This is a genomic window from Roseateles saccharophilus, from assembly GCF_004342485.1.
Lineage (GTDB): Bacteria > Pseudomonadota > Gammaproteobacteria > Burkholderiales > Burkholderiaceae_C > Pelomonas > Pelomonas saccharophila.
The window spans coordinates 117133-141426 of the sequence record NZ_SMBU01000010.1; the positions used below are offsets into that span (position 1 = coordinate 117133).

The 24294-nt window shown below is 70.5% G+C and carries 25 protein-coding genes; 10 read left to right on the forward strand and 15 right to left on the reverse strand.

The features are described 5' to 3' along the window. On the reverse strand, positions 1–270 hold the full coding sequence (locus tag EV671_RS10995) for a MoaD/ThiS family protein (protein WP_132571360.1): 270 nt from the start codon (positions 268–270) through the stop codon (positions 1–3). A gap of 90 nt (positions 271–360) precedes the next feature. Between EV671_RS10995 and rarD the strand changes: the two genes are divergently transcribed. From rarD to EV671_RS11010, 3 genes are all read left to right on the forward strand, one after another. Further along, a complete protein-coding gene (rarD, locus tag EV671_RS11000) occupies positions 361–1236 on the forward strand; it encodes an EamA family transporter RarD (RefSeq protein WP_132571361.1) in 876 nt (291 codons plus the stop codon). A gap of 27 nt (positions 1237–1263) precedes the next feature. Continuing rightward, positions 1264–1506, forward strand: a complete 243-nt coding sequence (locus EV671_RS11005) for a glutaredoxin domain-containing protein (protein ID WP_132571362.1) — start codon at positions 1264–1266, stop codon at positions 1504–1506. A 109-nt stretch (positions 1507–1615) separates the two neighbouring features. Then, positions 1616–2095: a hypothetical protein gene (locus tag EV671_RS11010; protein WP_132571363.1), complete on the forward strand. Its 480-nt coding sequence runs from the start codon at positions 1616–1618 to the stop codon at positions 2093–2095. Between the two features lie 84 nt (positions 2096–2179). Here the strand turns inward: EV671_RS11010 and ahpF are convergent, their stop codons facing one another. From ahpF to lysA, 4 genes are all read right to left on the reverse strand, one after another. Next, positions 2180–3757, reverse strand: a complete 1578-nt coding sequence (gene ahpF, locus EV671_RS11015) for an alkyl hydroperoxide reductase subunit F (protein WP_132571364.1) — start codon at positions 3755–3757, stop codon at positions 2180–2182. 131 nt (positions 3758–3888) lie between these two features. Continuing rightward, positions 3889–4452 (reverse strand): alkyl hydroperoxide reductase subunit C, encoded by a 564-nt coding sequence (gene ahpC / locus EV671_RS11020; RefSeq protein WP_132571365.1) that lies wholly within the window; start codon positions 4450–4452, stop codon positions 3889–3891. 127 nt (positions 4453–4579) lie between these two features. After that, positions 4580–5713 (reverse strand): HD-GYP domain-containing protein, encoded by a 1134-nt coding sequence (locus tag EV671_RS11025; protein WP_132571366.1) that lies wholly within the window; start codon positions 5711–5713, stop codon positions 4580–4582. Positions 5714–5764: 51 nt separating this feature from the next. Beyond that, positions 5765–7009: a diaminopimelate decarboxylase gene (gene lysA, locus EV671_RS11030; RefSeq protein WP_415840425.1), complete on the reverse strand. Its 1245-nt coding sequence runs from the start codon at positions 7007–7009 to the stop codon at positions 5765–5767. A 70-nt stretch (positions 7010–7079) separates the two neighbouring features. Here lysA and EV671_RS11035 point away from each other — a divergent pair, with 70 nt between their 5' ends. After that, positions 7080–7988, forward strand: a complete 909-nt coding sequence (locus EV671_RS11035) for a LysR family transcriptional regulator (RefSeq protein WP_132571367.1) — start codon at positions 7080–7082, stop codon at positions 7986–7988. Here the strand turns inward: EV671_RS11035 and dxs are convergent. Genes dxs through xseB form a run of 3 tightly spaced genes read right to left on the reverse strand, consistent with a single transcriptional unit; the run spans position 7936 to position 10985 of the window. Continuing rightward, positions 7936–9831: a 1-deoxy-D-xylulose-5-phosphate synthase gene (gene dxs, locus EV671_RS11040; RefSeq protein ID WP_132571368.1), complete on the reverse strand. Its 1896-nt coding sequence runs from the start codon at positions 9829–9831 to the stop codon at positions 7936–7938. The two genes, EV671_RS11035 and dxs, sit on opposite strands and share 53 nt — an antisense overlap. An 11-nt stretch (positions 9832–9842) precedes the next feature. Next, positions 9843–10730 carry a polyprenyl synthetase family protein gene (locus EV671_RS11045; RefSeq protein WP_132571369.1) on the reverse strand — a complete coding sequence of 296 codons (888 nt, stop codon included), beginning with the start codon at positions 10728–10730 and terminating at the stop codon, positions 9843–9845. 3 nt (positions 10731–10733) lie between these two features. Continuing rightward, positions 10734–10985: an exodeoxyribonuclease VII small subunit gene (xseB, locus tag EV671_RS11050; protein WP_132571370.1), complete on the reverse strand. Its 252-nt coding sequence runs from the start codon at positions 10983–10985 to the stop codon at positions 10734–10736. A gap of 233 nt (positions 10986–11218) precedes the next feature. On the opposite strand from xseB, the gene EV671_RS11055 reads away from it, so the two are divergent. The 4 genes from EV671_RS11055 to EV671_RS11070 all read left to right on the forward strand — a co-directional run bounded on the left by EV671_RS11055 (position 11219) and on the right by EV671_RS11070 (position 14583). Then, positions 11219–12343 carry an aromatic ring-hydroxylating oxygenase subunit alpha gene (locus EV671_RS11055; protein WP_132571371.1) on the forward strand — a complete coding sequence of 375 codons (1125 nt, stop codon included), beginning with the start codon at positions 11219–11221 and terminating at the stop codon, positions 12341–12343. Continuing rightward, positions 12343–13245: a DMT family transporter gene (locus EV671_RS11060; protein ID WP_243655680.1), complete on the forward strand. Its 903-nt coding sequence runs from the start codon at positions 12343–12345 to the stop codon at positions 13243–13245. The genes EV671_RS11055 and EV671_RS11060 overlap by 1 nt, the downstream gene beginning before the upstream one ends. Positions 13246–13247: 2 nt before the next feature. Further along, positions 13248–14081 (forward strand): sulfurtransferase, encoded by an 834-nt coding sequence (locus EV671_RS11065; RefSeq protein WP_132571372.1) that lies wholly within the window; start codon positions 13248–13250, stop codon positions 14079–14081. A gap of 67 nt (positions 14082–14148) precedes the next feature. Continuing rightward, entirely contained in the window at positions 14149–14583 is a 435-nt protein-coding gene (locus EV671_RS11070) for a universal stress protein (RefSeq protein WP_132571373.1), read from the forward strand. Positions 14584–14707: 124 nt separating this feature from the next. Here the strand turns inward: EV671_RS11070 and EV671_RS11075 are convergent, their stop codons facing one another. The 5 genes from EV671_RS11075 to EV671_RS11095 all read right to left on the reverse strand — a co-directional run bounded on the left by EV671_RS11075 (position 14708) and on the right by EV671_RS11095 (position 19241). Next, complete coding sequence (locus EV671_RS11075) at positions 14708–15304, reverse strand: PAS domain-containing protein (protein WP_132571374.1); 597 nt, start codon at positions 15302–15304, stop codon at positions 14708–14710. A gap of 117 nt (positions 15305–15421) precedes the next feature. Beyond that, positions 15422–16459: an alpha/beta hydrolase family protein gene (locus tag EV671_RS11080; RefSeq protein ID WP_132571375.1), complete on the reverse strand. Its 1038-nt coding sequence runs from the start codon at positions 16457–16459 to the stop codon at positions 15422–15424. Positions 16460–16555: 96 nt separating this feature from the next. Continuing rightward, positions 16556–17605, reverse strand: coding sequence for an AraC family transcriptional regulator (locus tag EV671_RS11085; protein WP_132571376.1), 1050 nt, complete (start codon positions 17603–17605; stop codon positions 16556–16558). After that, positions 17592–18374 carry a ZIP family metal transporter gene (locus EV671_RS11090; protein WP_132571377.1) on the reverse strand — a complete coding sequence of 261 codons (783 nt, stop codon included), beginning with the start codon at positions 18372–18374 and terminating at the stop codon, positions 17592–17594. The genes EV671_RS11085 and EV671_RS11090 overlap by 14 nt, the downstream gene beginning before the upstream one ends. Before the next feature lie 63 nt (positions 18375–18437). Continuing rightward, the gene (locus tag EV671_RS11095; RefSeq protein ID WP_132571378.1) at positions 18438–19241 is read right to left on the reverse strand and encodes a dienelactone hydrolase family protein; all 804 of its coding nucleotides are present in this window, start codon (positions 19239–19241) and stop codon (positions 18438–18440) included. A 54-nt stretch (positions 19242–19295) separates the two neighbouring features. On the opposite strand from EV671_RS11095, the gene EV671_RS11100 reads away from it, so the two are divergent. Further along, the gene (locus tag EV671_RS11100) at positions 19296–20789 is read left to right on the forward strand and encodes a Ppx/GppA phosphatase family protein (RefSeq protein ID WP_132571379.1); all 1494 of its coding nucleotides are present in this window, start codon (positions 19296–19298) and stop codon (positions 20787–20789) included. Between the two features lie 23 nt (positions 20790–20812). Here the strand turns inward: EV671_RS11100 and EV671_RS11105 are convergent, their stop codons facing one another. Together EV671_RS11105 and ppk1 are read right to left on the reverse strand one after the other, a co-directional pair. Further along, positions 20813–21274, reverse strand: coding sequence for a SixA phosphatase family protein (locus tag EV671_RS11105; RefSeq protein WP_132571380.1), 462 nt, complete (start codon positions 21272–21274; stop codon positions 20813–20815). A 10-nt stretch (positions 21275–21284) separates the two neighbouring features. Next, positions 21285–23345 (reverse strand): polyphosphate kinase 1, encoded by a 2061-nt coding sequence (gene ppk1 / locus EV671_RS11110; protein WP_132571381.1) that lies wholly within the window; start codon positions 23343–23345, stop codon positions 21285–21287. 62 nt (positions 23346–23407) lie between these two features. Here ppk1 and EV671_RS27370 point away from each other — a divergent pair, with 62 nt between their 5' ends. Next, positions 23408–24283 carry a hypothetical protein gene (locus EV671_RS27370; protein WP_165917528.1) on the forward strand — a complete coding sequence of 292 codons (876 nt, stop codon included), beginning with the start codon at positions 23408–23410 and terminating at the stop codon, positions 24281–24283. The last annotated feature ends 11 nt before the right edge of the window (positions 24284–24294 follow it).

Consider the following 24294-nt stretch of genomic DNA (forward strand, 5'->3'; position numbering starts at 1 on the left):
TCAGCCTCCAGAGAGTGCTTGCAGGACGTGGACCCGGCTGCCCGGGCCGAGCGGATCGGACAGCCCGCGCAGGTCGCGCGCACGCCGGCCGTCGACGAAGACGACGACATTGGGGCGCAGATGGCCCTGGTCGTCGAGGATGTAGCCGCGCAGGCGCGGGTTGGTCGCGAACGCGGCGTCCAGGCCCGCGCGCAGCGTGGCCGCCGCCGTGTCGACGACGGGCGTGTCGACGAAGCGGCGCAGCTGGGGCGTGAACTCGATGCGGGCCATGCGCGGCATCATCGGCCCTGCCCTGGCCGAGTTCCAGTGCCGAAAGCCCTGGCTTCCGGCAGGCGCGGGGCGCCCGCCGAGAATGCACCGATGAATCGAGGCATCTTCTACGCCCTTGGCGCCTATCTGAGCTGGGGGCTGTTCCCGCTCTACTTCCGCCAGATCGCGGCCGTGCCGGCGTTGCAGATCGTTGCGCACCGCACGCTGTGGTCCCTCGTGTTCGTCGCCGTCGTCATGCTCACGACGGGGCGCCTGGCCTGGCTGAAGAGCGTGAGCCTGGCGACGTGGCGGCGCTTTGCGCTGTCGGCCGCGCTGATCGCGGTGAACTGGCTGACCTATGTCTGGGCCGTCGGCCACGGCCAGGTCATCAACGCGAGCCTGGGCTATTTCATCAACCCGCTGGTCAACGTGGCGCTGGGCTTTGCGGTGCTGCACGAAAGGCCAAGGCCGGTGCAGTGGCTGGCCGTGGGGCTGGCGGCCCTCGGCGTGCTGTGGCTGACGCTGGCGGCCGGCACGCTACCCTGGGTGGCCCTGGTGCTGGCGCTGAGCTTCGGCCTCTACGGCCTGATGCGCAAGACCGCGGCCCTGGGCGCGCTGGAGGGCCTGGCGCTGGAGACGCTGATCCTCGCGCCGCTGGCCGTCGCGGGCCTGGCCTGGTGGTGGCAGGCCGGCGACCTCGCCGGGCAGACGACCACGGACTGGGCCTGGCTGATCGGCACCGGGCCGGTGACGGCCGGCGCGCTGCTGCTGTTCGCAGCCGGCGCGCGGCGCATCCCGCTCGCCACGCTGGGCATCGTACAGTACGCGTCGCCGTCGCTGCAGTTCCTGCTCGGCGTCTTCCTGTTCCACGAACCCATGGACGCGAACCGCCTCGTGGCCTTCGCCTGCATCTGGGGCGCGCTGGCGGTCTACAGCGCCGAAGGCCTGTGGCAGACGCGCCGGGCGCTGACGGTCAGGCCGATCTGAGCCTGCGTGGCTATCTACACTCGAGCCATGCAACTCAATATCGTCGTCTACTCCAAGTCCGCCTGCCCCCAGTGCGATACCGTCAAAAGCCTGCTGAAGGCGAAAAACCTGGGCTTCGAGGAGATCAAGATCGACGACGAGGCGCAGCGCCTGGCCTTCTACGAGAAGTGCGGCCCCGCCGTTCGGCAGATGCCCCAGGTCTTCATCAATGACCAGCGCGTCGGCGGTGTCGCCGGCCTGCAGGCGGCGTTCGCGCAGCTGAAGCTCTGAGAATTCGGGGCCGTTGGCGGACGGTTCTTTACAGACCGCCGGGCCGGAATGGCGTCAACTGTCGCCCGATGCCCGAGTTGAGCAGCTTGGATTTCCGCGCGAGGCCGCCATGAAGCCCTTTCTCCGCACGCTGATCGTGTCCGCCCTGGTGGCCTCGACGGGCCTGGCCGGTGCCGGCCCGCGCCACTACGATCCCCCGCCCTACCGCCACCGCGATCACGATCACGACGGCTGGGGCCTGGGCGGACTGATCCTGGGCCTGGCCATCGCAGTACCGCTGATCGCGCTGGCCAGCCAGGGTGATCGACCGCCCGAGCCGGTCTATGTGCCGCCACCGGCCCCGTTGCCGCCGCCCGCGCCACCGGTGTACGCGCCGGCTCCTGTGTACACGCCCGCGCCGGTGCCTGCGCCGAACCGCCCCGCGCCGGTCATCTATCCGCGCAACGGGCAGAGCAACGCGCAGATCGAAGCCGACAGCCGCGAATGCAACCGCTGGGCCACGACGCAGCAGGCCGCGATGTCCGACTCGAGCGTGTTCCAGCGCGCCGTCGAGGCCTGCATGGACGGGCGCGGCTACACGCTGCGCTGAGTCGGGACCGAGGACAGCACCTGCGTGCTGTCCGACGCCCGACGAAGGCCCACGACCTGCAGGTCGCGGGCATGAACAAGCAGCTCAGCTGCGCATCAGGTAGTCGAAGGCACCCAGGGCCGCCTTCGCGCCGTCGCCGGCGGCGATGACGATCTGCTTGAAGGGCACCGTCGTCACGTCGCCCGCGGCGAACACGCCGGGCATCGAAGTCGCACCCTTGGCGTCGACGATGATCTCGCCGTGCTTGCTGAGCTCAACGGTGCCGCGCAGCCACTCGGTGTTGGGCACCAGGCCGATCTGCACGAAACAGCCGTCGATCTCGATTCGCTTCGCCTCGCCGCTCGCGCGGTCGGTGTAGTTCAGGCCGTCGAGCTTGCCATTCGTGCCGGTGAACTCGGTCGTCAGCGCCTGCGTGATGACGGTCACGTTGGGAAGGCTCCTGAGCTTGTTGACGAGCACCGCGTCGGCGCGCAGCTCGGCCGCGAACTCGAGCAGCGTCACATGCTTGACGATGCCGGCCAGGTCGATGGCGGCCTCGACGCCCGAGTTGCCGCCACCGATGACGGCGACCGGCTTGCCCTTGAACAAGGGGCCGTCGCAGTGCGGGCAGTAGGCCACGCCCTTGTTCCTGTACTCGGCCTCGCCGGGCACGCCGACATGGCGCCAGCGCGCGCCGGTCGTCAGGATGACGGTCTTGCCCTGCAGCGTCGCGCCATTGGCGAGCCTCACGCCGACCAGGCCGCCCGGCTGCCCGGCCGGGATCAGCGCCTCGGCGCGCTGCAGGTTGTGGATGTCGACCTCGTAGTCCTTCACATGGCCTTCCAGCGCAGCGGCGAACTTGGGGCCGTCGGTGGCGGAGACGGAGATGTAGTTCTCGATGCCCAGCGTGTCGTTGACCTGGCCGCCGAAGCGCTCGGCGGCGACGCCGGTGCGGATGCCCTTGCGCGCCGCATAGACGGCCGCCGCTGCGCCGGCGGGGCCGCCGCCGATGATGAGCACGTCGTAGGGCGCCTCGGCGGCCAGCTTCTTTGCCTCGCGCGCCTGTTTTTCCGATTCAGCGCCGGTGTCCAGCTTGGCGACGATCTCTTCGAGGGTCATGCGGCCGGAGGCGAAGGGCTGACCGTTCAGCCAGACGGCCGGCACGGCCATGATCTCGCGGCCCTCGACCTCGCGCTGGAACAGGCCGCCGTCAATGACGGTGGTCTTGATGCGCGGGTTCAGCACGGCCATCAGCGACAGCGCCTGCACGACGTCCGGGCAGTTGTGGCAGGTGAGGCTCATATAGACCTCGAAGTCGAGGTCCGCGTCCAGCGCCTTCACGGCATCGACCGTGGCCTGCTCGACCTTGGGCGGATGGCCGCCGGTCCACAGCAGGGCCAGCACGAGCGAGGTGAATTCGTGGCCGAGCGGGATGGCCGCAAACCTCAACGATCCAGGCAGGCTCTGCTCGCTGCCGGCGCGGCGCAGCAGGAAGCTGGGCTTGCGGGCATCGCTGCCGTCGGTGCGCAGCGTGATCTTGTCGCTCATCTCGGCGATCTCGGCCAGCAGTTCGCGCATCTCGGCGGCGGCGGGCGTGTCGTCCAGCGTCGCGACGATGTCGAAGGGGAGCGTGACGCGCTCCAGATAGGCCTGGAGCTGGGTCTTGAGGGCGGCGTCCAACATGGCGGTAATCCTTTCAGGGTGACGTGGCGGGGCGGGCCACTGCTGAAAGGGTCCCGGGTGGAGGCCCTTTCAGCAGAGCCTGTTCGACTCTGCGGAGGGAAGGAGCCCTCCCGGGCCCCTTGCAAAAGGCATCAGATCTTGCCGACCAGATCCAGCGACGGGGCGATGGTCTTGGCGCCTTCGTTCCACTTGGCCGGGCAGACCTGGCCGGGGTTCTTGGCGGTGTACTGGGCAGCCTTCAGCTTGCGCAGCGTTTCCTTGACGTCGCGGGCGATCTCGTTGGAGTGGATCTCGGCCGTCTTGATGACGCCTTCCGGATTGATGACGAAGGTGCCACGCAGGGCCAGGCCTTCTTCGGGGATATGCACGCCGAAGGCATTGGTCAGCGTGTGGGTCGGGTCGCCGACCAGCGGGAACTTGGCCTTGCCGACGGCGGGCGAGGTCTCATGCCAGACCTTGTGCGAGAAGTGGGTGTCGGTCGTGACGATGTAGACCTCGGTCTCCAGCTTCTGGAACTCGGCGTAGTTGTCGGCGGCGTCCTCGACTTCGGTCGGGCAGTTGAAGGTGAAGGCGGCCGGCATGAAGATCAGCACGGACCACTTGCCCTTGAGCGACTCCTCGGTGAGGGTCACGAACTTGCCGTTGTGGAAGGCCTCGGTCTTGAAGGGCTGGACTTGGGTGTTGATCAGGGACATTCGAAAGCTCCGGAAGGGGCGGTTGATGGGATAGGCATAACTATATCGAAAACAGAGTTTTGGTTGAAAACGTTAATCAAATCATCATCATTGAGCCAACCTATCGCTCGCCCGGCCGGAAGCCGGTTCAAGCCTCGTAGCGGCGGTCGAAAAGCTGGTGCGGGCTGAGCTTGACGCGCAGTGTCTGCGGCGCAGCCAGGCCGGTGATGGCGTACTCGGCCTGGGCGCTGTCGCGGCGCACCGGCGCGCCCAGCGGGTCGCCATGCCGGTTCATGACCGCGCTGACAAGGGGCGTGCTGCCCGATGCGCCGCGCCGCACGGCCACGGCCGTCTCGCCGCTGGCGAGCTTGACCAGTGTGCCGGGCGGGAACATGCCGAACTCCTTGACCAGCAGCGCCGCAAAGGGATGGCCGTTGCTGCCCGTGTAGAGCAGCTTGGCCGCCTGCGGCGCGGGCAGCCCGGCACGGCCGCCGCGGCTGGCGAGCTTGGCCAGGAAGATGTCGGCCAGGCGCAGCAGTTGGGCCGTCTCGCAGGGCTCGGCCAGGCCCTGCGGGTAGCCGCCGCCGCCCGGCTGCTCATGGTGCTGGGCCACGGCCGACAGCCATTCGGCGTCATCCAGCCCGGCGTTGCGCAGCCAGGCGACGGCCTCGTCCGGGTGGCGGTTGATGGCCGCCCGCTGCGGCGGCTGCAGCTTGCCGCCGCGGGAGGCCAGGCGCCCCTGCAGGTCGATGATGGACAAGTTCATCGTCAGCGCCGCGCCGACGAGGCTCCTCTGCCGCTCCGGCGCCCAGCCCAGGCGCCGCGACACCACGGCGCAGACGGCGGCCGTGTGCAGCAGATGGGCCAGGCCGTAGACCTCGTGGCGGCTGTGGTCATGCTGCACGACGACGAAGAGCATCTGGTCCGTGAAGCGCTCCACCCAGCCGATCAGCTGCGCGGCGCACTCCTTCACGCGCGGCAGGAAGAGCGGCTCCTGGGGCGCCCTCAGCAGCGTGGACAGGCGCGTCTGCAGCCCCTCCCAGCGCCCGAAGAAATCCTCGCCGGCGGCGACGCCGCCGTCGGCACCACGGGCGGATGCGTCACGCAATTCGTCCATGTCGACGAAGACGCCGCGGTTCAGCAGCGCCTCGCGCATCTGCTCGCTCGGCACGATCTGCCCCTTGGCGAGCAGCAGCTTGCCCTCGGCATCCCGGACGCCGAAGGGCAGCGCGGCACCCGCCTTGATGTGGCCACCAACCTGCAGAATGGGAACGAGCTTCATGGCCGGATGATCTCCGGACTTCGAGCTAACGGTCCCAGGCGCTGGACGCGCTCAGATTTCGAGCGCCAGCAACTCCTCGACGGTCTGGCGGCGGCGGACCAAGCGGCTCGCGCCGCCGTCCACCAGCACCTCGGCCGCCAGCGGCCGGCTGTTGTAGTTGCTGGACATGGACGCGCCATAGGCCCCGGCGTCGTGGATGACGAGCAGGTCACCCACCTCGGCCTCGGGCAGCTCGCGCATCAGCACCTCGCCGCCGGCCGCCTGCGTGAACACGTCGCCCGACTCGCACAGCGGGCCGGCCACGACGCAGTCGCGCAGCGGGCGCCGGGCGCCGTCGCGTGGCAGCAGCGTCATCGCATGGAAGCTGCCGTACATGGCCGGGCGCATCAGCTCGTTGAAGCCGGCGTCCACCAGCATGAAGCGGTTGGCGCCCGCACTCTTGACCGCCCTCACCTCGGCCAGCAGCACGGCGCTCTCGGCCACGAGGTAGCGGCCGGGCTCCAGTTCCAGCGTCACCGGATGCCCCACCAGGCCCTCGGCCTCGCGACGCGCGGCATCCCAGAGGCTGAAGTAGTGATCCACATCGATGGGGTCGTCGACGCCACGGTAGGGAATGGACAGGCCGCCGCCGGCCGAGATGGCGTGAAGGTCATGGCCGGCCGCGACGGCCTCGCGCACGAAGCCGACCATGGCCTGGCCGACCTGGGCCAGATGGCCATAGTCCACGCCCGAGCCGATGTGCATGTGCAGGCCGACGAGGCTGAGCGCGTGCTGGCGGATCGCGGCCAGCGCGGCGCCGAGGTCGCCATGCCAGATGCCGTGCTTGCTGTGTTCGCCGCCGGTATTGGTCTTCTGGCTGTGGCCATGGCCGAAGCCGGGGTTGATGCGCAGCCAGACCGGGTGGCCGGGCGACACGGCGCCGAGCTGGTGCAGCATGTCGATGGAGCCGGCATTGACGGGAATGCGGTGCTCGACGACGGTGGCCAGCGTCGCGTGGTCGAACAGGTCGGCCGTGAAGACGATCTCGTCGCCGCCCGGAACATAGCCGGCGGCCAGCGCCCGCAGCACCTCGCCCCGAGACACCGAGTCGACCTTGACGCCCTCGGCGCGCAGCAGCTTCAGGATGTGGACGTTGGAGCAGGCCTTCTGCGCGAAGCGCACGACATCGAAGCGCTGCAGCGACGCGGCGCGCTCGCGGATGGTCGCGGCGTCGTAGACCCACAGTGGCGTGCCGTGTTCGGCAGCCAGGGCTTGCAGGCGGGAGGGCGTGAAGGCGGAAGGCAGGGGCTTGGTCATGGCTCGCAGCATGCGCGCCACAATTCATTCAATCAAATTGAAACTTATTCGAAGACAATTCAATTCTGATATGGATATCCAGCACCGCCACATCGAGGTCTTCCGCGCCGTCATGACGGCTGGCAGCGTCACCGGCGCCGCGGCGCTGCTGCACACCTCCCAGCCCACGCTCTCGCGCGACCTCGCGCGGCTGGAGCAGCTGCTGGGCTACGCCCTGTTCGAGCGCGAGCGCGGCCGGCTGAAGGCGACGGCGCGGGCGCGGGCGCTGTTCGACGAGGTGGAACGCAGCTTCCAGGGACTGGCCCGCGTCATCGAACGCGCCAAAGGGCTGGGCCGCGCCGAGGACACCGAGCTCAGCGTGCTCAGCCTGCCGGCGCTCAGCCACGCGCTGCTGCCGGGCGCGCTCGCGGCGCTGCTGGCCGAGCACCCGGCGGCGCGCGTGTCCATCACGCCGGCCGAGCCGCCGTTGCTGGACGCCTGGATGGGCGAGCAGCGCTTCGACCTCGGCCTGGCCGAGCAGGCCACGCCGCTGCCGGGCGTGCGCGTCGAGCCGGTTCTCGAAGCCGACGAGGTCGCCGTGCTGCCGGCCGGTCACGCGCTCGCGTCGCGCGAGCAGTTGGCGCTGGTGGATTTCGCCGGCCAGGACTTCATCAGCCTCGCCGCCGACGACCCCTACCGGCGCGAGATCGATACGCACTTCGACACGGCCGGCATCCCTCGCCGGCTGCGCCTGCAGACGCATAGCGCGGTCGCCGTCTGCGAATTGGTGCGGGCCGGCCTGGGCCTGGCCATCGTCAACCCGCTGACAGCGGCGGCTTGCGCGGGCGCCGGCCTGGCCGTGCGGCCGCTGGCCGTTTCCATCCCCTATCGCGTCAGCGCGCTGATCCCGCTGCACCGGCCGGCGCAGCCGTTGGTAGGCGAGCTGCTCAGCCGGCTGCGCTCGAGCGCACGACCTGGGGCTTGGCGCCGAAACGCTTGACGATGCTGGCCTCGATGCCGGCCGCGTCCAGGCCGCACAGGCTCATCAGCTTGGCCGGGTCGCCATGCTCGACGAACTCGTCGGGCAGGCCCAGCTGCAGCACCGGCACGTTCAGGCCGGCCGCGTTCAGCGCCTCGGTGACGGCGCTGCCGGCGCCACCCATGATGCAGCCGTCCTCGACGGTGACCAGGGCGTCATGCGTGCGCGCCAGCTCGGCGACCAACTCGGTGTCCAGCGGCTTCACGAAGCGCATATTGGCGACCGTCGCGTCCAGCCGCTCGGCGGCCTCCAGCGCCGGGTAGAGCAGCGTGCCGAAGGCCAGCACGGCAATCCGCTGGCCGCGGCGGCGAATCTCGCCCTTGCCCCAGGGCTGGGCCGTCATCTGCTTGACCGGCGTGACGCCGGCGCCGGCGCCGCGCGGATAGCGCACCGTCACGGGGCCATCGTGCAGGAAGCCGGTGTACAGCGCCTGGCGGCACTCGTCCTCGTCGGCCGGCGTCAGCACGGCCATATTGGGAATGCAGCGCGTGTAGGCGATGTCGTAATTGCCGGCATGCGTCGCGCCGTCGGCGCCGACGATGCCGGCGCGGTCCAGCGCGAACAGCACCGGCAGGTTCTGGATGGCCACGTCATGGACCATCTGGTCGTAGGCGCGCTGCAGGAAGGTGGAATAGATCGCGACGACGGGCTTGACGCCCTCGCAGGCCAGGCCGGCGGCGAAGGTGACCGAGTGCTGCTCGGCGATGCCGACGTCGTGATAGCGCTGCGGGAAGCGCTTGTGGAACTCGACCATGCCCGAGCCCTCGCGCATCGCGGGCGTGATGCCCACCAGCCGCTCGTCCTGCTCGGCCATGTCGCACAGCCATTCGCCGAAGACCTGCGTGAACGTGGTCTTGGGCGGCGTGGCCGGCTTCACGAAGCCCACGGCCGGGTCGAACTTGCCCGAGGCGGCGTGGTACTTGACCGGGTCGGCCTCGGCCAGCTTGTAGCCGGCGCCCTTCTTCGTGACGATGTGCAGGAACTGCGGGCCCTTCTTGTCGCGCAGGTTCTCCAGCGTCGGGATCAGCGCGTCGAGGTCGTGGCCGTCGATGGGGCCGACGTAGTTGAAGCCGAACTCCTCGAAGATCGTGCCCGGCACGACCATGCCCTTGGTGTGCTCCTCGAACTTGCGCGCGAACTCGTAGAGCGGCGTGTTCTTCAGCACGCTCTTGGCGCCCTCACGCGCGGCGGTGTAGATACTGCCGCTCATCAGGCGGGCCAGGTATTTGTTCAGCGCACCGACCGGCGGGCTGATCGACATGTCGTTGTCGTTCAGGATGACGAGCACGTCGCCGAGCAGGCCGCCGTGGGCCACGCCGGCATTGTTCAGTGCCTCGAAGGCCATGCCGGCCGTCATCGAGCCGTCGCCGATGATGGCCAAGGCCTTGCGGTTCTCGCCCTTGAGCTTGGCGGCCATCGCCATGCCGTGGGCCGCCGAGATGCTGGTGGACGAGTGGCCGGTGCCGAAGGTGTCGTACTCGCTCTCGTCGCGGCGCGGAAAGCCGCTGATGCCGCCGAGCTGGCGCAGGCCCGGCATGCGGTCGCGCCGGCCGGTCAGCACCTTGTGCGGATAGGTCTGGTGGCCCACGTCCCACACCAGCCGGTCTTCCGGCGTGTTGAAGACGTAGTGCAGGGCCACGGTCAGCTCGACGGTGCCGAGGTTGGAACCCAGGTGGCCACCGGTCTTGGAGACACTGTCCAGCACATAGGCGCGCAGTTCGTCGGCGAGCTTGCGCAACTCGGTGCGCGGCAGGCGACGCAGGTCGGCCGGGCTGTCGATGCTCTTGAGCAGCGTGTACTCCATGGCTAAACCTTTCAGCAGTCGCGTTCGACGACGGAGTCGGCCAGTAGGCCCAGGTGACTGGTGTCGGCCAGGCCGCTGGCGGCCAGGGCCGCCTTGGCCTCGGCGCGCAGCTGCTGGGCCAGTGCCCTGGCAGCATCCAAGCCGAGCACGCTGACATAGGTGGGCTTGTTGGCGTCCTGGTCCTTGCCGGCGGTCTTGCCAAGCACGGCCGAGTCCTGGGTCACGTCGAGGATGTCGTCAACGACCTGGAAGGCCAGGCCTAGCGCGGCACCGTAGTCGGACAGCGACTTCGTCGCCTGCGCCGAGGCCGGGCCGCAGGCGGCGCCCATCATCACGCTGGCCTGCAGCAGCACGCCGGTCTTGCGCCGGTGCATGTCGCGCAGCGTGCGCTCGTCCAGCGGTTTGCCGATGCTGGCCAGGTCGATGGCCTGGCCGCCGGCCATGCCGTCGTGGCCGGCCGAGCGGGCCAGCAGCGCGCACAGCCGCGCCTGCAGCGCGGGCGCGATGCCATCATCCGGCGTCAGCACATCGAAGGCCAGCGCCTGCATCGCATCGCCTGCCAGCATGGCCTGGGCCTCGCCGAAGGCGACATGGGTGGTCGGCTTGCCGCGGCGCAGCACATCGTTGTCCATGCAGGGCATGTCGTCGTGCACCAGGGAATAGGCATGGATGAGCTCGACCGCGCAGGCCGCGCGCATCGCGGCGAAGGCGTTGCCGCCGACGGCCGCGCAACTGGCCAGCACGAGCAGGGGCCGCAGCCGCTTGCCGCCGCCCAGCACGGCGTAGCGCATCGCCTCGCCGAGGCCGGCTGGCGCGTTCGCCGGCACCAGGCCGTCCAGGGCCGCCTCGAAGGCGGCCAGGGACGTGCCCACCCAATGGTCAAAGTCCTTTGCATCCATCGTTCAGGAGCCCTCCCAGGCCTTCAGTTCACCGTCGTCCAGCAGCTTGACCTGCTGCTCCACCGCGCGCAGCCGGCCGCGGCACAGGGCCAGCAGTTCGGCACCACGCTTGTAGGCATGCAAAAGCTGGTCCAACGGCAGCTGCTGGCCTTCCATCGCCGCCACCAGGCGCTCCAGCTCGTCGAGCGCCTGCTCGTAGCTGAGTTCACTGCCGTCCGTCGCGGCGGCCTTGGTGCGGGGGGAAGACTTGGTCATTTCAAAACGCGAAACGGCGATTGTAGTCAGCCGGTTTTGGCATCCATGTGGCACAAGGCGTAACACCGGCAGGCCGCGGCGGCCCCAGGTAGAATCCCGCCCTCTTTCCCGAGCGCGAGCGCGCGCGGCAAAGCTCCTCTCCTCTCAACCCACAGCAACCTGGCCGACTCGACACCCCGAGATGCGCCGGAGGGACGCAGCACCCAATTCCGCCTGAAAGACCCGCCTGGATCATGTCCGACCTGAGCCTTCCCGTCTCGGCGCTACAACGCAGCCAGACCCAGCTCCCGGTGAGCGCCTACTTCGACCCCGATCTGTTCCAGCGCGAGCAGGCCAGCATCTTCCAGCGAGGGCCCCGCTATGTCGGCCATGCACTGGCCGTCCCTGAAATCGGCGACCACTATGCCCTGCCCCAGGAAGGCGAAGGCCGGGCGCTGGTGCGTTCGGCCCAGGGCATCGAGCTGATCTCCAACGTCTGCCGCCACCGCCAGGCGGTCATGTTGCGCGGGCGCGGCAACACCCAGGCCAACATCGTCTGCCCGCTGCACCGCTGGACCTATTCCCACCAGGGCCAACTGATCGGCGCGCCGCATTTCGACCACGATCCCTGCCTGAACCTGAACCGCTACAAGCTGCGCGAATGGAACGGCCTGCTGTTCGAGGACAACGGCCATGACGTCGCCGCCGAGTTGGCCCGGCTCGGCCCGGGTGCGCAGCTGGACTTCAGCGGCTATGTGCTCGACAAGGTCCAGGTCCACGAGTGCAACTACAACTGGAAGACCTTCATCGAGGTCTACCTCGAGGACTACCACGTCGGCCCCTTCCACCCCGGCCTCAGCGGCTTCGTCACCTGCGACGACCTGGCCTGGGAATTCGGCAAGCACCACTCGGTGCAGACCGTCGGCGTGCACAAGGAACTGGAGCGCCCCGGCTCGCCGGTCTACCAGCGCTGGCACGACCAGTTGCTGAAGTACCGCGCCGGCCGCCCGCCGCAAGCCGGCGCGATCTGGCTGACCTACTACCCGCACATCATGGTCGAGTGGTACCCGCATGTGCTCGTCGTGTCGACGCTGCACCCGGTGTCGCCGCAGAAGACCGTCAACCTCGTCGAGTTCTACTACCCCGAGGAGATCGCCGCCTTCGAGCGCGACTTCGTCGAGGCCCACCAGGCCGCCTATATGGAGACCTGCATCGAGGACGACGAGATCGGCGAGCGCATGGACGCCGGCCGCAAGGCCCTGATGATGCGCGGCGACGACGAGGTCGGCCCCTACCAGAGCCCGATGGAAGACGGCATGCAGCACTTCCACGAGTGGTTCCGCGGGCAGATGGGCATGAATCCAGGCGATAGCGTCTGATGCCCGCCCAGGTGCTCATGGTGCTGGCGACGCTGCTGTTCGCCACCATGGGCGTCTGCGTCAAGCTGGCCAGCGAGTTCTACGCGGCCAGCGAGATCGTCATGTACCGCGGCCTCGTCGGCTCCGTGATGATGGCCCTGCTGTCGCAGCGCCATGGCGTCAGCCTCAAGACCCGGCTGCCCGGCATGCACCTGTGGCGCAGCATCTCCGGCGTCACGTCGCTGTGCCTGTGGTTCTATGCCATCGGCAAGCTGCCGCTGGCCACGGCCATGACGCTGAACTACATGTCCTCGGTCTGGATGGCCCTGTTCCTGCTCGGCGGCGCCGTGCTGCTGGGCGCCCAGCGCCTGGACTGGCGGCTGATGGCGGCCGTGCTGCTGGGCTTTGCCGGCGTCGCGCTGATCCTGCATCCGACGCTGGACCAGCGGCAGCTCTGGCACGGCCTGGCCGGCCTGGTGTCCGGCATGATCGCCGCGATGGCCTACTTGCAGGTGACGGCCCTGGGCCGCGTCGGCGAGCCCGAGCTGCGCGTCGTCTTCTACTTCTCCATCGGTGGCTGCGTGGCCGGCGCCCTCATCACGGCCGTGGCCGAGGGCGGGCTGCACGGCCACACGCTGTGGAGCGCCAGCCTGCTGCTCGCGGTCGGCGTGCTGGCCACCACCGCCCAGGTCTGCCTGACGCGCGCCTACTCCATCGGCCGCCCGCTGGTGAACGCCTGCCTGCAATACCTCGGCATCGTCTTCTCCTTCGGCTACGGCATGCTGCTGTTCAAGGACCCGCTGACCTGGTCCGCCACCGTCGGCATGCTGCTCATCATCGGCGCCGGCCTGGCCGCCACACTGCTGCGCTCCCAGGTTGCGCCGCCGCCCAAGGACAGCCAGTTCAACCCCAACGAATCCTGACCATGGTCTACACGACGCTGATCCCTCCCGCCCAGCTGCGCGAGCTGGCCGCCCCGCTGATCCTCGACTGCGGCTTCGACCTTGCCGACACCGCCGCCGGCGAACGCGCCTACGCCGCCGGCCACATCCCCGGTGCCTTCTATCTGCACCTGGACCGCGACCTGGCCGGCCCCAAGACCGGCCCCGACGGCGTCTTCCGCGGCCGCCACCCGCTGCCCGAGCGCGAGGCCTTCGCCGGCCTGATGCGCCGCCTGGGCCTGCGCCGGGGCCGCCAGGTCGTCACCTGCGACCGCCAGGGCGGCATGTATGCCGCACGGGCCTGGTGGATGCTGCGCTGGCTGGGCCACGCCGAGGTCGCCGTGCTCGACGGTGCCTGGGACGGCGAGCTGACCACGGCCCTGCCCACCGCGACGCCGACCGACTGGCAGCCCGGCGCCCCCCTCGTCGGCCAGATTGACGCCGCCACGCTGTTGAGGAAGCTCGGCGGCCTGCGCCTCATCGATGCCCGCGCGCCCGAGCGCTTCCGCGGCGAAGTCGAGCCGCTGGACAAGGCCGCCGGCCACATCCCGGGCGCCCGCAACCGCCTGTTCAGGGACAACCTCGGCGCCGACGGCCGCTTCAAGCCCGCGGCCCAGCTGCGCGCCGAGTTCCAGGCGCTGAACGCGCCCTATGCGGCCGGCGCCGTCGTGCACCAATGCGGCTCGGGCGTCACGGCCTGCCACAACCTGCTGGCCATGGCCCATGCGGGCCTGGGTGAACCGCTGGGGGGCCTGCTCTACGCCGGCTCCTGGAGCGAGTGGTCGGCCGACCCGGCCCGGCCGCTCGCCACTGGTTGACTCAACGCAAGCACGCGGCCCCCGCAAGGGCGCACACTGGAGTCCTCAGCAACGACTGGAGGACCGAATGTTCAAGCGCATCCTCGTCCCGACCGACGGCTCCGACATCACCGCCCATGCGGTGGACACCGCCATCCAGCTCGCCAAGGTGCATGGCGCCGAGCTGCTGACGCTCAGCGTCATGGAGCCCTTCCCCTACAGCGCGGTCTCCGAGATCCAGCCCGTGCCACCGCAGGAATTCCTCGACGCCCAGCAGCGCGTGGCCACCAAGCGGGTCGAGACCGTCAGTGCCGCCGCCGCGGCCCTGGGCCTGGCCTGCCGCGCCCACACGGTCGAGGCCCTGCACGCCTGGGAGGCCATCATCGACCACGCCAAGAACGAGCAGGTCGACCTCATCGTCATGGCCTCGCACGGCCGCCGCGGCGTGGCCGCCCTGCTGCTCGGCAGCGAGACCCAGAAGGTGCTGACCCACACGGAGCTGCCGGTCCTGATCGTCAAGTGATCTTGAGCCACCGTTGAGGTGGGGCCGGCGGCGAGACTGCCGGCACCGGCGCGGGCCAGTGGCGCAACGCCGAGTGCCCCTGGCGGCGGGCCTTCGCGGCCTGCTGCCGTAGTGTGAACAGGCCCTAGGCGGCCAGTTGCGCAGCGGCGGCGTTCAGCAGGTCACCCACCAGGCCCAGCACCCGATCCCGCTCGAACGCGATGCGCGCCATCTCGGCGTGGCTGGCCACTTCACCGGACGGGCCGGCACCCAGTAGCCGGTGGAAGGGCAGCAGCAGCGACTGCCCCGCCATGACACCCCGGGTGCCCTCCGGCAGGCCGCCGCCCGGGGTCAGGGGGCGTCCGGTCAGGTCGATCATCGTGCCGACCATGCGCAGCGCCACCCCGGCCACGCTGCGCTCGATGATGCGGCCGCGGGAGTGAACGACGCGATAGCCCGAGCCATTGCTGCGCAGCCGGAACCTGGCCTCGTAGCCCGGCTGCTCGCCGCGGGCATGCGCGCGCATGGCCGCCAGCATGCCGTCCAGGTCATCGGGATGGACCCGGCAGCGCCAGAAGTGCGTGCTGTCGGCGGCGTGCGGGTCCGGGAAGCCCAGTTGCCGCTTCCATTGCGGCGAATGGTGGACGGTCTCGAGCTCGAAGCGCAGGTCCCAGACCCCGAGCTCGCCCGTTTCCAAGGCCTGCCGCCAAGCCTCGCCGGCCGCACGGTATTGCATGTCCATGGGGCGATTGTGCTGGCTCGATGGTTGGCGTTTGACGAAAAGGCCTTGCTCCGCCCCAGCCCCGACCTTTGGCTGCCCTCGGGCTTGGCCGCGAAGAATGGGCGGCACAAATACAAACTAAGGTGCGGCGCCCGACAGCAGGTGGCGGCGGAAGAAGTCCACCGTCGGCACGATCCAGCGCGGCGTCGCGGCCGCGCGGTCGAAGCCCTCGGGGTCGCAGATCAGATCGCACTCCAGAGCGCCCAGCACGCCCGGCGGCGGCGGCGGCGCCAGCAGCGCGCCGTGGCCGGCGTCGGGCAGGTCGGCCAGGTGCTCGCAGGTCTGGCAGGCGGCCAGGATGGCGTCGCTGTGCCAGCGCGCCGGCAGCCAGCGGTCCCGGCCGACGGTGACGAGGCCCAGCGGCACGCGCGGCCTGGCCAGGCTGGCCGGGTCGAAATCGGCCGCGGCCGGCACGCCGGCGACGATGGCGGCAAAGCGCGGGTCGTCGTAGGTCTGGGGTGTCGCTTCGCCGAAGCGCGAGTTCAGCACGCGCCGGGCCAGCCACAGCTTGAAGCCGTCCAGCCAGCCGCCGCTCAGCCGCGTAGCCAGGCCCACGCAGGCATTGAAGTCCTCGGCCAGATGCTGTTCGCAATGGGCGCGGAAACGCTCGGGCGACCAGGCGCCGCCGGCCAGGCTCAACGCCGTGTGGCCGCCTGCCGACATGCCGTAGGCGCCGACGCGGTCCAGCCTCAGGCCGGCGAAGCGCGGGTCGGCGGCCACGCGGTCGATGGCACGCGACATCTCGGCCGGCCGCAGCTTCCAGCTCTCCGGGCCGGGGTGGCCGCCGTCGCGCGTGCTGTCGCCGCGGTGCCGGGGCAGCGCGACGACAAAGCCGGCGTTCACCAGCGCCTGCGACACCTCGGCATTGACCCAGGGGTTGCCGCCCGAGCCATGCGAGACGACGACGAGGCGGCCGTTGCCGGGCAGCGGCGCGGCGTCGGGCGCGAGCTCCAGTTCGAACACGCCGCGCTGCACCGGCCGGGCCGGCTCGGCGGCGGGGTAGAAGACGGTGACGGCCTCGCCGACCTCGTCGGCGGGCAGGGTCAGCGCGCCCATGGGCGTCGCCTGGGCGGTGAGGCACAGCGCGAGGCCGGCCAGCAGGGGTCGCAGGAACATTCGGGGCTCCCTGGGAGTTGGGGAACCCGCAGCATCAGCAGCGGCGGCAGCGAAGTCTGGCCGAAACCTCGCTTTTTCGGGTTTCGGCGCTGGTTTTTAGGAATCGGCCAGCGATTTCTGCCGGAACTCGGTCGGCGTCAGCCCGGTCTCGGCCTTGAAGGCGCGGTTGAAGGGGCCGACGGAGCCGAAGCCCACGTCCAGCGCGATCGTCAGCACCGGCAGCGCCCTCTCGGTGGGGTCGGCCAGGCGGCGCCGGGCCTCGGCCAGCCGCAGTCCGTTCACATAGGCATTGAAGTTGCGGTGGCCCAGGCCCTGGTTGATGACGCGGCGCAGCCGGTACTCCGGCGTGCCCAGCTGCGCGGCCAGGCCGGCCAGGCTCAGGCCCTCCTGCGCATAGCCGCGGCCCTCGCCCATCGCCCGGGCCAGCGCGGCGGCGACGGCCTCGTCCTGCGGGTCGCGCGGCGCCGGTACGGGCGGCGGCGCGGCGGGCTCGGGCGCCTCGTCCCAGAGCCCGGCCGCGCGCGGCGCGAGCAGGCGCGCGGCCATGAAGCCGGCCAGCGCCAGCAGCATGGCCACATCGGCCAGCGCCGCGCCATGGGCCAGCCGACCATCGGCGGAGCCGGCGCGCAGTACCACCATGACGAGGGCATAGGCCATGCCACCGCCGACGACGATGCCGCGCCAGCGCCGACGTTTCTCGACAAGGTCGGCACGCCAGGGCGCCACCACGGCCGCCAGGCCGAGCAGCACGAAGGCGACGGGGATGGCGCGCATCAGCACGAAGCCCGGCCACCAGCACTGCCACAGGCAGACCGTCGCGCCATAGGCGAACACCGCGCCCCAGACCGCGCCGTGCCGGCGGCGCAGCCTGAAGTCCTCGTCGAAGACGGCGCGCGCGAACAGCCAGAACGCGACGGCCGAGGCCAGCGACACGCCGATGCCCGGCGCCTGCACCGGGCAGCTCAGCGCGTACTCGGCCCAGGGCGAGGCCGACACGGCCTGCACGGCCAGCGACAGCGCCAGCACGATGCCGGTCCACACGACGGCGCTGCGCCGCGCATGCCGGCGCTGCGGCCACAGCGCCAGCGCCATCAGCACCAGCAGCGCGATCAGCGCGCCGCGCAGCGCCGCGTCAATGAGCCCCATGCAGCAGGCTGGACACGCCGAAGGCCACGCCCAGGCCCACGGCCAGCCACAGCACCTGGGCCAGCGTCTCGCGCCAGGCCAGGCGCTGCTGCAGCTGGGGCAGCAGGTCGGCCACGGAGATGTAGATGAAGCTGCTGGACGCCAGCACCAGCAGATAGGGCAGCAGGCCCTCGAAGCCGCCGATCAGGAAATAGCCCAGCACGCCGCCCAGCACCGCTGCCATGCCCGAGATCGCATTGAAGAGCAGCGCCTTGGCGCGGCTGAAGCCGGCGTTCAGCAGCACGATGTAGTCGCCCACCTCCTGCGGGATCTCGTGGGCCACGATGGCCAGCGCCGTCGCGAAGCCCAGCCGCGCGTCGGCCAGGAAGGCCGCCGCGATGATGGCGCCGTCACAGAAGTTGTGGATGCTGTCGCCCACCAGCACCGTGAAGCCGCCGCGCCCGGCCTGCTCGGCGTCGAAGTGGTGATGGTGGTGGTGGCCGTCGTCTTCGTGGTGGTGGGTGTGGCGGTAGAGCTCCACCTTTTCCAACAGCCAGAAGAACAGCAGCCCGGCCAGCAGCGCGGCGAACAGGGTCTGCGGCTGGGCCGTGCGGCTCTCGAAGGCCTCGGGCAGCACGTTCAGCAGCGAGGTGCCCAGCAGGATGCCGGCCGACAGACTGACGAGGCTCTTCACGAGGCGGGTCAGCACGCCGACGGTGAGGCTGGCGGCGACGAGCACGGAGAGCAGCCCGCCCGCAAAGGTGGCGAGCACGATGTAGAGAAGGGTCATGGCTTGCGCAAAGAAACGGGGCCGCTCGTGTACGGCCCCGACTTCGTCAGCCTAGCAGAGCTGTCAAGCTACCCCGTTCCTGCGCAACCAGGCCAGGCAGCGCGCCCAGCCGTCGTCCGCCTGGGGCTTGCGGTAGCTGGGCCGGTAGTCGGCGAAGAAAGCATGCGGCGTGTCGGGGTAGACGACGAACTCGCAGGCGGTGTTGCCCGCGGCCTTCAGCGCGGCCTCCAGCTGCGCCAGCGTGTCCACCGGGATGCCGCCATCCGCCGCGCCGTACAGGCCCAGCACCGGCGCCTGGATGCGGGCCGCGCGCTCGATGACGGTCGCATCGCCGGCGTGATAGCTGCGCGCCACCGGGCCGTACCAGGCCACGGCGGCCTTCACGGCGGCGCTGTGCGCGGCATAGGACCAGGCCGTGCGCCCGCCCCAGCAGAAGCCCGTGATGCCGAGCCGGCCGGTGTCGCCGCCCTGGGTCCCGGCCCAGGCCACGGTGGCGTCCAGGTCGGCGTTGACCTGTTCGTCGGCCGCCTTGCCGACCACCTCGGCGATGAGCCTGGGGATGTCGGTGTAGGCGCCGGCATCGCCATGGCGGGCGAACAACCCGGGGGCGATGGCGAGATAGCCCTGTCTCGCCAGGCGCCGGCAGACATCGGCGATGTGCTCGTGCAGCCCGAAGATCTCGCAGGCCACCAGCACCACCGGCAGGTTCCTGCCGCCGGCCGGCGCGGCGCGGTAGGCCGGCATCTGGAATCCATCCACGGGGATGCTGACCGGCCCCGCCTCCAGGCCCATGCCGTCGGTCCTGATGGTCTGTGCCGTCACCGGCAGGACGGCGGCGGCGAAACGACCGGTCTCGACTTTCGGCATGGAGGCTCCCGGGTTACGAAGGAGCGTCAAATTTTGCCGCGACAATTCCGGCCCATGACGACGCGCCCCGACTCAGCCGGCCAGATTTGGGCCTCCATCGACATCGGCTCCAACAGCTTCCGCCTGGAGCTGGCCCGGCTGGCCGGCGAGCGCTACCAGCGCGTCAGCTACGTCAAGGAGAGCGTGCGCCTGGGCGCCGGCCTGGATGCCCAGGGCATGCTGACCGAGGCCGCCATGGAGCGCGGCCTGGCCTGCCTGAAGAGCTTCGGCGAGCAGCTCGTCGGCATCCCGGCCGGGCGCATCCGCGCCGTCGCCACGCAGACCCTGCGCGAGGCCCGCAACCGCAACGCCTTCCTGGCCCGCGCCCAGGCCGTGCTGGGCCATCCGGTCGAGGTCATCTCCGGCCGCGAGGAAGCGCGCCTGATCTTCGCCGGCGTCGCCCGGCTGCAGCCGTCCAGCAAGCCGCGCCTGGTCATCGACATCGGCGGCCGCTCCACCGAGATGATCCTGGGCCGTGGCCGCAAGCCGCTGCTGGCCGAGTCCTTCGGCGTCGGCAGCGTGGGGCTGTCGATGCGCTTCTTCGCCGACGGCCGCTACACCGAGGAGGCCTTCCGCGCCGCCCAGGTCGCCGCCGGCGCCGAGCTGGAGGAGGCCCTCACGCTGTTCCGCCCCGAGCTCTGGCAGGAAGCTCTGGGCTCCTCGGGCACCGTGGGCGCGGTGTCGCAGATCCTCGCCGCCGCCGGCCAGACCGACGGCCGCGTCACGCCCGCCGCGCTGCGCTGGTGCATCGAGCAATGCCTGGCGGCCGGCTCGCAGGACCGGCTGCAGCTGCCCGGCATGAAGGACGACCGCCGCCCCGTCGTCGCCGGCGGCCTGTGCATCCTCTACACGCTGCTGACCCAGTTCGGCATCGACGAGCTGCTGCCCACCAAGGGCGCGCTACGCCAGGGCGCCATCTTCGACCTCGCCGAGCGCCTGCAGCCCAGCGGCGCACGCGACCCGCGGGCGGCCTCGGTGGCCGAGCTGCAGGCCCGCTTCGGCGTCGACCTGGCCCAGGCCGAGCGCGTGGCCACGAAGGCCGAGCGCCTGTACCGCCGGCTCACGCCCCGGCCGGCGCCGGAGCTGCTGCGCGAGCTGCGCTGGGCCGCGGCCCTGCACGAGCTGGGCATGCTGGTGTCCCACCACGACCACCACCGCCACAGCGCCTATGTCATCGGCCATGTCGATGCCGCGGGCTTCTCCACCAACCAGCTGCAGCGCCTGGCGGCCCTGGCCCTGGGCCAGCGCGGCGGGCTGCGCAAGATGGAGGCGCAGCTGGCCGACACCAGCCTGCTGGAGCAGCTCGTCGCGCTGCGCCTGGCCGTCATCCTGTGCCATGCGCGCACGCCGGTGGTCGCCGAGGGCATCAAGTTGTCGCGTGCCGGCCGGCAGCTGACGCTGCGCTGCCCCAAGCGCTGGTCGGCCGACCAGGCCCGCACGCGCTTCCTGCTGAAGGAAGAGTCCGAGGCCTGGGCCCGCACCGGATTGCTGGAGCTGGCCCTGGCCTGAGCCCCGGCCGGCGCAAACAGCGTCTAAAGAGAATCCGGCCCCTGCACCGCATGCAGCGTGACCTCGGGCTCGCCGTCGCGCTGGCGCCAGCGCAGCCACCAGACGCCGCCCTTCTTCACGGCCCAGGGCTGATCGACGCCGGCCAGCAGCTGCGCGGCCAGCAGCCCCAGCGTCGGCTGGTGGCCGCAAAGCAGCACCGGTTCGCTGGACCTGGGCCAGCGCGCGGCCTCGACGAGGGCGGCAACCGGGGCGTCCGGCGCGATGGCCGGCACGATGCGCACCTCGCGGCCCAGGGCCTCGGCCGTCTGGCGGCAGCGCAGCGCGGGGCTGACGAGCACCCGCGTCGAAGCCGCCAGGCGGTGGTTGAGCCAGGCCGCCATGCGCCGGGCCTGGCGCTCGCCCTTGGGCGTCAGCGCGCGCTGCAGGTCGTCCTGGCCGGGGGCGATGACCTCGGCTTCGGCGTGGCGCCAGAGGATCAGGTCCACCACCGTCCCCTCATTCGGAGTAGCGCCGCATCAGCGCCTGCTGCGCGCTGATGCCGTCGTTGCCGCCGATGCGCAGCGAGCGTCCGTCGGGGCCGAGCTGCCAGGCGTCCTTGGTGTCGTGCAGATAGGGCTGCAGGGCCTCGTCGATGACGCGCTGACGCAGGCGTGCCTCCAGCACCGGCCAGGCCACCTCGATGCGGCGGAACATGTTGCGACTCATCCAGTCGGCGCTGGACAGGAACAGCGCCTCGCCATCGTCGCCCTCGCGCGGCGCGGCCCAGCGGAAGTAGCAGATGCGCGAATGCTCCAGGAAGCGGCCCACCACCGAGCGCACGACGATGTTGTCGCTGACGCCCGGCAGGCCCGGCGGCAGCATGCAGGCGCCGCGCACGATCAGGTCGATCTTGGCGCCGGCCTGGGCGGTGCGCAGCAGCGCGTGGATGAGTTCGGCGTCGGTCAGCGCATTGATCTTTACGACCACGCGCGCCGCCTTGTAGCCGCCCAGGGCCGCGGCCTCCACCTGGCCCAACAGCTCGATCATGCGGCTGTGCATGTTGAAGGGCGCCAGCAGCATGCGCCGCGGTGCCTTGAACTTGCCCAGCGACGCGAGCTGGCGGAACACCGAGTCGGCGTCCGAGGTCAGGTCGGCGTCGGCCGTCAGCATGCCGAGGTCGGTGTACAGGCGCGCGGTCTTGGGGTTGTAGTTGCCGGTGGAGATGTGGGCGTAGCGGCGCAGCTTGCCGCCCTCGCGCCGCGTGACCATCAGCAGCTTGGCGTGGGTCTTGTAGCCGACGATGCCGTACACCACCTGGGCGCCGACCGCCTCCAGGCGCTCGGCCCAGTTGATGTTGGCCTCCTCGTCGAAGCGCGCCTTCAGCTCGACGACGGCCATGACCTCCTTGCCGCGCCGCGCCGCCTCGATCAGCAGGTCCATCAGCTCCGACTTCGCGCCGGTGCGGTAGATGGTCTGCTTGATGACGAGCACGTCGGGGTCCTCGACCGCCTCGCGCAGCAGCTGCACGACGGGCTCGAAGCTCTCGAAGGGATGGTGCAGCAGCACATCGCCCTTCTTCAGCTTCTCGAAGATGGACTTGTGCCGCGGCAGGCGGCGCGTCGGCCAGGCCGGCTCGAAGGGCCTGAAGCGCAGATGGGCCGCGTCCGTCTGGTCGATGAGTTCGTTCAGGCGCACCAGGTTGACCGGGCCGTTGACGCGGTAGAGCGCGGCCGGCGGCAGGCCGAACTGCTCCAGCAGGAACTCCGACAGGTCGGTCGGGCAGCTGTTGACCACCTCCAGCCGCACCGCACGGCCGAAGTGGCGCGTCGTCAGCCCCGAGCGCAGCGCGTGGCGCAGGTTGGCGATTTCCTCCTCGTCCACCTCGAGGTCGGAGTCGCGCGTGACGCGGAACTGCGAGAAGGACTCCACCTTGCGGCCCGGGAACAGGTCCTCCAGGTGGGCGCGGATCACGCTGGTCAGCAGCGCATAGGCCTGCCGGCCATCACTGAGGCTGGCCGGCAGCTTGATGACGCGCGGCAGCACGCGCGGCACCTTGACGATGGCGATGCGGTTGTCGCGGCCGAAGGCGTCCTTGCCCGACAGGCGCGCGATGAAGTGCAGCGACTTGTTGGCCACCTGCGGAAAGGGGTGGGCCGGGTCCAGGCCGACCGGCACGAGCAGGGGCCGCACCTCGCGCTCGAAGTATTTCTGCACCCAGCGGCGCTGCGCCTCGTCGCGGTCGGCGTGGTTGAGCACGACGATGCGCTGCTTCAGCAGCAGCGGCGTGAGCTGCTCGTTGAAGATGCGGTACTGCTCGTCGATCAGCGTGTGGGCGGCCCGGCCGACGCGGTCCACGTCTTGGCTTGTGACGGTGCTCAGCGGGTCGCGCGCGGCTTCCAGCATGTCGGCGAAACGCACCTCGAAGAACTCGTCGAGGTTGCTCGACACGATGCAGATGTAGCGCAGCCGCTCCAGCAGCGGCACGTCCTCGCGCTGGGCCTGGGCCAGCACGCGGCGGTTGAATTCGAGGATGGCTTGTTCGCGGTTGAGCAGCTTCAACGGAGTCGGGGCGGTCATGGCGAAAAGTGTATGAAGCTTGTGTGACAACCCGTTGAAGTGCCCCCGGGATAATCCCGCCCATGCATCTGATGATCCCCCATGCCAGCGCGCTGGACGAAGCCGCGCGGCATGCGTTCTCCAGCCTGGCCCTGCCCAACCTGGCCGCCCAGCTGGCCCGGCTCAGCCCCGCCGGGACCTGGGGCGACGACGAGTTCTCGCCCCAGCCGCCCCATCACCTCGCCCTCGCCGCGCTGCGCGGCCAGGCCGAGCCCAGCGCCGCGGCCTGGGCGCTGGACGCCGGCCCCGAGCTGGCCTGGGCGCTGATGACGCCGGTGCACCTGGCCGTTGGCACCGATGGCGTCGACGTGCTGCCGCCGGCGGCCCTCAACCTGTCCGAATCCGACGCAGCCCGCTTCGCCGCGCTGCTGCGCGAGCTCTGGCCCGAGAGCGAAGGCTGGCAATGGCGGCTGCTGGACGCGACGCGCTGGGCCATCGGCCACGCCAGTGGACTGGACGGTTTGCAGGCCGCCAGCATCGAGCGCGCCGCCGGCCAGCACATCGAGCCCTGGCTGCCCGAGAGCCGCGTGCTGCGCCGCTGGCAGAACGAGGCCCAGATGCTGCTGCACGGCCACGCCTTGAACGAAGCACGCGAGGCGCGCGGCGAGCACCCGGTCAACTCGGTCTGGATCGGCGACATCGGCCGCAGCGGCGGCCAGGCCGCCGGCGTGACGGTCGACGCCCGCCTGACCGAGCCGCTGCTCAGCGGCGACCTCGCCGCCTGGTCCGAGGCTTGGAGCAGCCTGGACGCCGGCCCGCTGGCCAGGCCGCTGACCAGCCTGACGCTGTGCGGCGAACGCTTTGCGACGCGCTTCACGGCCCAGCCGCTGTCGCTGGTCGAGAAGCTCAGGCGCCGCTTCAAGGCGCCCGACGTCGCAGCCGTGCTGGAGGCCTTGTGAATTCGCCGAGA

What these genes read in the sequence shown, in the direction of transcription:
- ahpC (WP_132571365.1), bottom strand. Translation starts at nt 4,452, where the DNA reads ATGTCCCTGATCAACACCCAAGTCCAGCCCTTCAAGACCGAGGCCTTC.
- EV671_RS11045 (WP_132571369.1), bottom strand. Translation starts at nt 10,730, where the DNA reads ATGGATGCAAAGGACTTTGACCATTGGGTGGGCACGTCCCTGGCCGCC.
- EV671_RS11035 (WP_132571367.1), top strand. Translation starts at nt 7,080, where the DNA reads ATGGATATCCAGCACCGCCACATCGAGGTCTTCCGCGCCGTCATGACG.
- ppk1 (WP_132571381.1), bottom strand. Translation starts at nt 23,345, where the DNA reads ATGACCGCCCCGACTCCGTTGAAGCTGCTCAACCGCGAACAAGCCATC.
- EV671_RS11010 (WP_132571363.1), top strand. Translation starts at nt 1,616, where the DNA reads ATGAAGCCCTTTCTCCGCACGCTGATCGTGTCCGCCCTGGTGGCCTCG.
- ahpF (WP_132571364.1), bottom strand. Translation starts at nt 3,757, where the DNA reads ATGTTGGACGCCGCCCTCAAGACCCAGCTCCAGGCCTATCTGGAGCGC.
- rarD (WP_132571361.1), top strand. Translation starts at nt 361, where the DNA reads ATGAATCGAGGCATCTTCTACGCCCTTGGCGCCTATCTGAGCTGGGGG.
- EV671_RS11070 (WP_132571373.1), top strand. Translation starts at nt 14,149, where the DNA reads ATGTTCAAGCGCATCCTCGTCCCGACCGACGGCTCCGACATCACCGCC.
- EV671_RS11085 (WP_132571376.1), bottom strand. Translation starts at nt 17,605, where the DNA reads ATGGGGCTCATTGACGCGGCGCTGCGCGGCGCGCTGATCGCGCTGCTG.
- EV671_RS11095 (WP_132571378.1), bottom strand. Translation starts at nt 19,241, where the DNA reads ATGCCGAAAGTCGAGACCGGTCGTTTCGCCGCCGCCGTCCTGCCGGTG.
- EV671_RS27370 (WP_165917528.1), top strand. Translation starts at nt 23,408, where the DNA reads ATGCATCTGATGATCCCCCATGCCAGCGCGCTGGACGAAGCCGCGCGG.
- EV671_RS11100 (WP_132571379.1), top strand. Translation starts at nt 19,296, where the DNA reads ATGACGACGCGCCCCGACTCAGCCGGCCAGATTTGGGCCTCCATCGAC.
- EV671_RS11065 (WP_132571372.1), top strand. Translation starts at nt 13,248, where the DNA reads ATGGTCTACACGACGCTGATCCCTCCCGCCCAGCTGCGCGAGCTGGCC.
- EV671_RS11025 (WP_132571366.1), bottom strand. Translation starts at nt 5,713, where the DNA reads ATGAAGCTCGTTCCCATTCTGCAGGTTGGTGGCCACATCAAGGCGGGT.
- EV671_RS11080 (WP_132571375.1), bottom strand. Translation starts at nt 16,459, where the DNA reads ATGTTCCTGCGACCCCTGCTGGCCGGCCTCGCGCTGTGCCTCACCGCC.
- EV671_RS11005 (WP_132571362.1), top strand. Translation starts at nt 1,264, where the DNA reads ATGCAACTCAATATCGTCGTCTACTCCAAGTCCGCCTGCCCCCAGTGC.
- EV671_RS11075 (WP_132571374.1), bottom strand. Translation starts at nt 15,304, where the DNA reads ATGGACATGCAATACCGTGCGGCCGGCGAGGCTTGGCGGCAGGCCTTG.
- EV671_RS11055 (WP_132571371.1), top strand. Translation starts at nt 11,219, where the DNA reads ATGTCCGACCTGAGCCTTCCCGTCTCGGCGCTACAACGCAGCCAGACC.
- xseB (WP_132571370.1), bottom strand. Translation starts at nt 10,985, where the DNA reads ATGACCAAGTCTTCCCCCCGCACCAAGGCCGCCGCGACGGACGGCAGT.
- lysA (WP_415840425.1), bottom strand. Translation starts at nt 7,009, where the DNA reads ATGACCAAGCCCCTGCCTTCCGCCTTCACGCCCTCCCGCCTGCAAGCC.
- EV671_RS10995 (WP_132571360.1), bottom strand. Translation starts at nt 270, where the DNA reads ATGGCCCGCATCGAGTTCACGCCCCAGCTGCGCCGCTTCGTCGACACG.
- EV671_RS11060 (WP_243655680.1), top strand. Translation starts at nt 12,343, where the DNA reads ATGCCCGCCCAGGTGCTCATGGTGCTGGCGACGCTGCTGTTCGCCACC.
- dxs (WP_132571368.1), bottom strand. Translation starts at nt 9,831, where the DNA reads ATGGAGTACACGCTGCTCAAGAGCATCGACAGCCCGGCCGACCTGCGT.
- EV671_RS11090 (WP_132571377.1), bottom strand. Translation starts at nt 18,374, where the DNA reads ATGACCCTTCTCTACATCGTGCTCGCCACCTTTGCGGGCGGGCTGCTC.